Here is a 5,334-nt window from a genome sequence, read left to right on the forward strand (position 1 = left end):
ACGACGAGATGACCGCCAAGAACTTCGGACAACTTCGGACGCGTTGACCATGGGCGATGCCGACACTCCACAGGAATTCGCCGACCGCCTCCGTCAGCTGGCCGACAGGTCCGGCTACAGCGTGCGGGACCTGGCGCGCAAGACGGTCCTGTCGAAGAGCACCGTGCAGGATGCGTTGACGGGCCAGCACTTTCCCCGGCTGGACACGGTCGTCAAGATCGTCGACGTGTGCGGTGGCGACGAGGAGGGGTGGCGCGCCGCGTGGGTCGAGGTGAACCGCGCGCAACAGCACGCCCGCCGCAGGAGGCAGAAATCCGATAATGCCGCCGACGGCCGGAAGGAATGGCGGCAGCCGCCGCCCCGCCAGTTGCCCGCCACGGTCGGCGATTTCGTCGGGCGCGGCGGCGAGCTGGACATTCTCACCCGCCAGCTGAACAGGTCGCGCGGGGAAGCCGGCGCCGTGGTGATCACGGCGATCGGCGGCACCGCGGGCGTGGGCAAGACCGCGCTCGTGGTCTCGTGGGGAAACCGCATGAGACAGCGTTTTCCCGACGGTCAGCTCTACGTGAACCTCCACGGCTACGGCCCCGACGAGCCGCGGCGGTCGGGTGACGCGGTCGCGCTGGTGCTGGGGGCGCTGGGGGTGCCGGCCGCGCGGGTGCCGGGCGACGAGGACGAACGCGCCGCGCTGTACCGGTCGCTGCTGGCGGACCGGAAGATGCTGGTGGTGCTGGACAACGCGGTGTCGGCCGAGCAGGTGCGGCCCCTGCTGCCCGGGTCGCCGGGCTGTGTCGTGGTCGTCACGAGCCGGCGCGAGCTGCCCGGGCTGGTGGCCGGCAACGGCGCCCTGCAGGTCGTCCTCGACCGACTGCCGACCGAGGAGGCGGTGGAGCTGCTCGGGCGCATCCTCGGCCAGGACCGGGTCCACGCCGAACCGGCCGCGGCGGTGGACATCGCCCGGCGTTGCGCGTACCTCCCGCTCGCGCTGCGGGTCGCCGCGCAGCGGGCACTGTCCAGCCCGGAACTCTCGCTGAGCGAGGTCGCCGGCCAGCTGGCCAGCACCCGGGACCGGCTGGACCTGTTGGCGACGCCCGACAACGACCGGAGCATGAACGTCCGCGTCGTGTTCTCCTGGTCCTACGACGCGCTGCCCGCGGACGCGGCCCGGCTGTTCCGCCTGCTCGGCCTGCACGCGGGTCCGGACTTCGGGATCCATGCCGCGGCCGCCCTCGCCGGCGTCGGCACCGCCGAGGCCACCCGGCTGCTCGACGTCCTCACCGGCGCGCACCTCGCGGAACGCGGCGCGGACGGTCGCTACCGCCTCCACGACCTGCTGCGCGACTACGCCGCCGGCCAGGTCGCCGAGAACGAGGCGGCGGAGGACGGCGCCGCCGCGGTCCGGCGGGTGCTGGAGATGTACCTGCACGCCGCGGACGCCGCCGACCGGGCGTTCTCCCCGTCCCGGCTGCGCGTCCCGCTCGACCCGACGGCGTGCGAGCTGCCGGCCGTCGACTCCTACCAGCAGGCGCTGGACTGGTTCGAGCTGGAGCGGGCCAACCTCACCGCCGCGACGCGGCAGGCGGCCGAGGCCGGGTACGACGACGTGGCCTGGCGCATCCCGGTGGCCATGACCGTCTACTGCTACGTCCGCAAACCCTGGGACGACTGGATCACGACCCACGAGATCGGTCTCGCCGCGGCGGAGCGCGGCCGTGAGCCGTTCGGTGAGGCCGCGATCCTCACCGGGCTCGGCGCCGTCAACTACGAGCTGCGCCAGTACCGCGCGGCCGTGGCGCACCTGGAGCGGGCCTGCGCGCGCTGGCGGGAGCTGGGCCACGAGTGGGGTGAGGCGATCGCGCTCAACATCCTGGGGTCCGCGCACCGCGACCTCCGCCAGTTCGAGCAGGCCGTCACCTGGTTCCGGGCCGCGCTGGACATCTGGGCGCGCATCGACGAGGTCTGGGGGAAGGGCGTCACGCTGCACAACCTGGGCACCACCTACCGGGAGCTGGGCGACGCGGACCAGGCCATCGACTGGTTGCGCCGGTCGATCGAGGTCCGGCGCGCCATGCCCGACCGGTACGGCGAAGCGTGGGCCATCCACGACCTGGGCGTCGTCCACCTCGACCTCGACCAGCTCGCGGCCGCGGTCACCCACTTCGACCAGGCGCTGACCATCCGCCGCGAGATCGGCGACCGCCACGGCGAGGCCCAGAGCCTGTACGAGATGGGAAAGGCCATGCGGGAGAACGGGGACGACGAGCGCGGGGAGGAGCGCCTGCGTGAGGCGTTCGCGATCTTCGAGGACCTGCACGACCCGCGGGCCGGCGAGGTCCAGGCGCACCTGCGGGCGTCGTAGGCGCCGCACTGCCGAGCGACGCGATCGTGGCTAACGTGGGTGGCATGGTGGCTATCGACCGTACTGACCTCGACGTCTTTCCCGTCTGCCTCGGCGCGAACGTGTTCGGCTGGACCGCCGACGAGGACGCTTCCCGCGCCGTGCTCGACGCCTACACCGAGGCGGGCGGCAACTTCGTCGACACCGCGAACTCCTACCTCGTCGAGCACGGCCGCTCCGAGACCATCATCGGACGCTGGTTGGCCGACCGGGGCAACCGCGACGAGGTCGTCGTGGCCACGAAGGTCGGCGGGGGTGAGGGCGCCTTCCGCAACCTACGCGCGGAGACGATCAAGCACGAGGCGCACTCCTCGCTCGAACGCCTGCGCACCGACCACATCGACCTGTACTACGCGCACTTCGACGACGAGACGACGCCGCTATCGGAGACGCTGCGGGCCTTCGACGCACTCGTCAGGGCGGGCACGGTGCGCCACCTGGGCGCCTCCAACTACACGCCGGAACGCCTCACCGCCGCCCTGCGGTTCCAGCGCGAGCACGGCCTCGCCGAGTTCACCGTCCTGCAGCCCCACTACAACCTCGTCGAACGCGACTTCGAACGCACGCTGCTGCCCGTCGCCGAGGAGTGGGACCTGGCCGTGCTGCCCTACTTCGCGCTGGCGAAGGGCTTCCTGACCGGCAAGTACCGCCCGGACGGCGGCGAGGTCGAGTCGCCACGTGCCGAGGGCGCCCGCGCCTACCTCGCCCGCGGCGGCGCGGCGGTCCTCGCGGTGCTCGACGAGGTGGCCGCCGCCCACGACACCACGCAGGCCGCCATCGCGCTCGCCTGGCTGCGCACCCGTCGGCGGGTCGTCGCCCCGATCGCCAGCGCCCGCACCACCGAACAGCTCACCCAGATCCTGCCCGCCGCCACCCTGACCCTGACCCCCACGGAGACCGACGAGCTGACCGCGGCCACGGCATCCGCGCAGGAGAGTTGACGGCGCCGAACCAGCGGCGCTGAACCAGCGGCGCTGAACCAGCAGCGCCGAGACCAACGGCGAGCGGGTAACGCGGCGGAAGGTCAGCAACTCGGCCTCCGCCGTCTCCATCCGCCGGCCGTCGGGTCCGAACCCGCGTCCGCCCGCACCACGGTCCCCGGCACCACGCCGTCGACCTCGTCGCGCGTGCCCGGTCGCCGGGAGCCGGGCTGTCGCCGCTCATCGTTCGGTGGTTTCAGAAGTGGAGGTCGCCCTGGATGGTCTCCGCCTGGACGACGTTGCCGGTGACGGTGCCGGTGATCTGGTTGACGACGCGGCCGCCCGGCTCGTGCTGGCTCACCGGCTGTTCCGGTCCGCCGGAGTGCGGTGGCAGCACAGGACGCTCGGCGCGCACCTCCGGCGGGAGGTGTCCGGGCTGGCCCAGCACCACCCGCAGCAGGTCCTCGGCGCCGGCGACCGTGAACGAGTCCACCCGGTAGTGGCTCGCCGTGGTGGGCTGGAGGAACAACGGGATCTGGTCGATGTCGTGCCCGGGCAGCACGACCGGGAGGATCTTCGGTAGCCACGCGGCCCGGTCGCCGTAGACGAGCTCCCGCAGCAGCGCGGCCTCCGACTGCACACCCCGGTGCTCGCCGTTCGACCCGCGGCCGTCCCCCCAGCGCCGGTAGCCCTCGGACGCGATGACGAGGACGAAATCGGCCTCGGTCATCTCCCGGATCGTCCAGGAGTACCAGTCCTGCCTGGCGGCGGCCGACCACAGGTCGAGCACGGCCGCGACCCCGGCCGTGTCCCGCAGGAACGTGGCGAACGCGAGTACCCGCGCCTTGTGCTCGTCGGACTCGTGCGCGTAGGAGACGAACACCGTCGGCGGCCTCACTGTCATCGCGTCTCCCGGTATCCCGTGCCATGGCCTGTCAGCCGAGAGTACGAGGTTTTCACCCTGGGCGAATCCGCCGCGGACGGCCATACCGGGAAAGCAGTGCCCTGACGGACGCGGATGATCAGAATCTGACCATGTGCTAGGCCATTAGGGGCCGTCGACGGGCACGCACGGTAGCGGCGCGTTGTTCAACAACTCATTACATGCCCCAATGGGCCATCTATTCTGTTGATTTGCTTGGTTGTGTTTGGGGCTGCTTCTAGTTACCTTGTTCTTTGTGCACTTCGAATCGGAACCGATACGGGCTGTGAGCTACAGTGTCGCGACCTGGGAAATGGTCGGACAGGTGTTTTCCAGCGACGCTCGTGCGGCCTCCGAGCGGACGGCACCCGCGGCGAGGAAGGGCATGCCGGACTGCGTCCCGGAAAGCTCCTGGCGTGCCTGGTCAACGGGGGCCTACCGGACCCGCCCGGAGTTCATGCAGCCCGTCAACGAGCTGAGCCGCTGGCCGAGGGGTGCGGTCGTGAAGCTCGCCCACACCCTCTTCGGCGAGCAGCAGGGCGCCGAGGTGATGCACGCGCTGACGGTCGCGATGACGGTCCGTGACCCGAAGCACCTGGTGACGATGAACGGGGTCCAGGTGCCGGTAGGCGCGTTCGGGGCCTCGTTCAGCCGGTTGGTCCACGAGGTCGGCAGGCGGGACGCCGCGAAGCCGACGTAACCCGGTTCAGCTCACCGTCACGACCGGCGAGCCGGTTTCGGTGACCTCTCCGGCTTCGTCGGCGATGCGCATGGCTTCTTCGATGAGGGTTTCCACGATCTGGTGTTCGGGCACGGTTTTGATGACCTGGCCTTTGACGAAGATCTGGCCCTTGCCGTTACCCGAGGCGACACCGAGGTCGGCTTCGCGGGCTTCGCCGGGGCCGTTGACCACACACCCCATCACCGCCACCCGCAACGGGATCTCCATCCCCGCCAACCCCGCCGTGACCTCCTCAGCCAACCGGTACACATCCACCTGCGCCCGCCCACACGAGGGACACGACACGATCTCCAACTTCCGCGGCCGCAGGTTCAACGACTGCAAAATCTGGATACCGACCTTGACCTCCTCC

The 5,334-nt window shown here is 70.8% G+C and carries 5 protein-coding genes; 3 read left to right on the top strand and 2 right to left on the bottom strand.

Going from position 1 to position 5,334, the window contains the following annotated elements; all coding sequences use genetic code 11:
* Window positions 1-49: 49 nt before the first annotated feature.
* Together ACJ73U_RS14200 and ACJ73U_RS14205 are read left to right on the top strand one after the other, a co-directional pair.
* Window positions 50-2,359 carry an ATP-binding protein gene (locus tag ACJ73U_RS14200; protein ID WP_407778071.1) on the top strand — a complete coding sequence of 770 codons (2,310 nt, stop codon included), beginning with the start codon at window positions 50-52 and terminating at the stop codon, window positions 2,357-2,359.
* A gap of 44 nt (window positions 2,360-2,403) precedes the next feature.
* A complete protein-coding gene (locus ACJ73U_RS14205; protein WP_407778072.1) occupies window positions 2,404-3,339 on the top strand; it encodes an aldo/keto reductase in 936 nt (311 codons plus the stop codon).
* A gap of 235 nt (window positions 3,340-3,574) precedes the next feature.
* On the opposite strand, the gene ACJ73U_RS14210 is transcribed toward ACJ73U_RS14205, so the two are convergent.
* Complete coding sequence (locus ACJ73U_RS14210) at window positions 3,575-4,222, bottom strand: SEFIR domain-containing protein (protein WP_407778073.1); 648 nt, start codon at window positions 4,220-4,222, stop codon at window positions 3,575-3,577.
* A 343-nt stretch (window positions 4,223-4,565) separates the two neighbouring features.
* On the opposite strand from ACJ73U_RS14210, the gene ACJ73U_RS14215 reads away from it, so the two are divergent.
* Window positions 4,566-4,940: a hypothetical protein gene (locus ACJ73U_RS14215; RefSeq protein ID WP_407778074.1), complete on the top strand. Its 375-nt coding sequence runs from the start codon at window positions 4,566-4,568 to the stop codon at window positions 4,938-4,940.
* Window positions 4,941-4,946: 6 nt separating this feature from the next.
* Here the strand turns inward: ACJ73U_RS14215 and ACJ73U_RS14220 are convergent.
* Window positions 4,947-5,334: flavodoxin-dependent (E)-4-hydroxy-3-methylbut-2-enyl-diphosphate synthase (locus ACJ73U_RS14220; protein ID WP_407778075.1), on the bottom strand; the 388-nt coding region annotated here is incomplete at its 5' end.

This window comes from Actinophytocola sp. (assembly GCF_045807065.1).
Classification (GTDB): Bacteria; Actinomycetota; Actinomycetes; order Mycobacteriales; family Pseudonocardiaceae; genus Actinophytocola.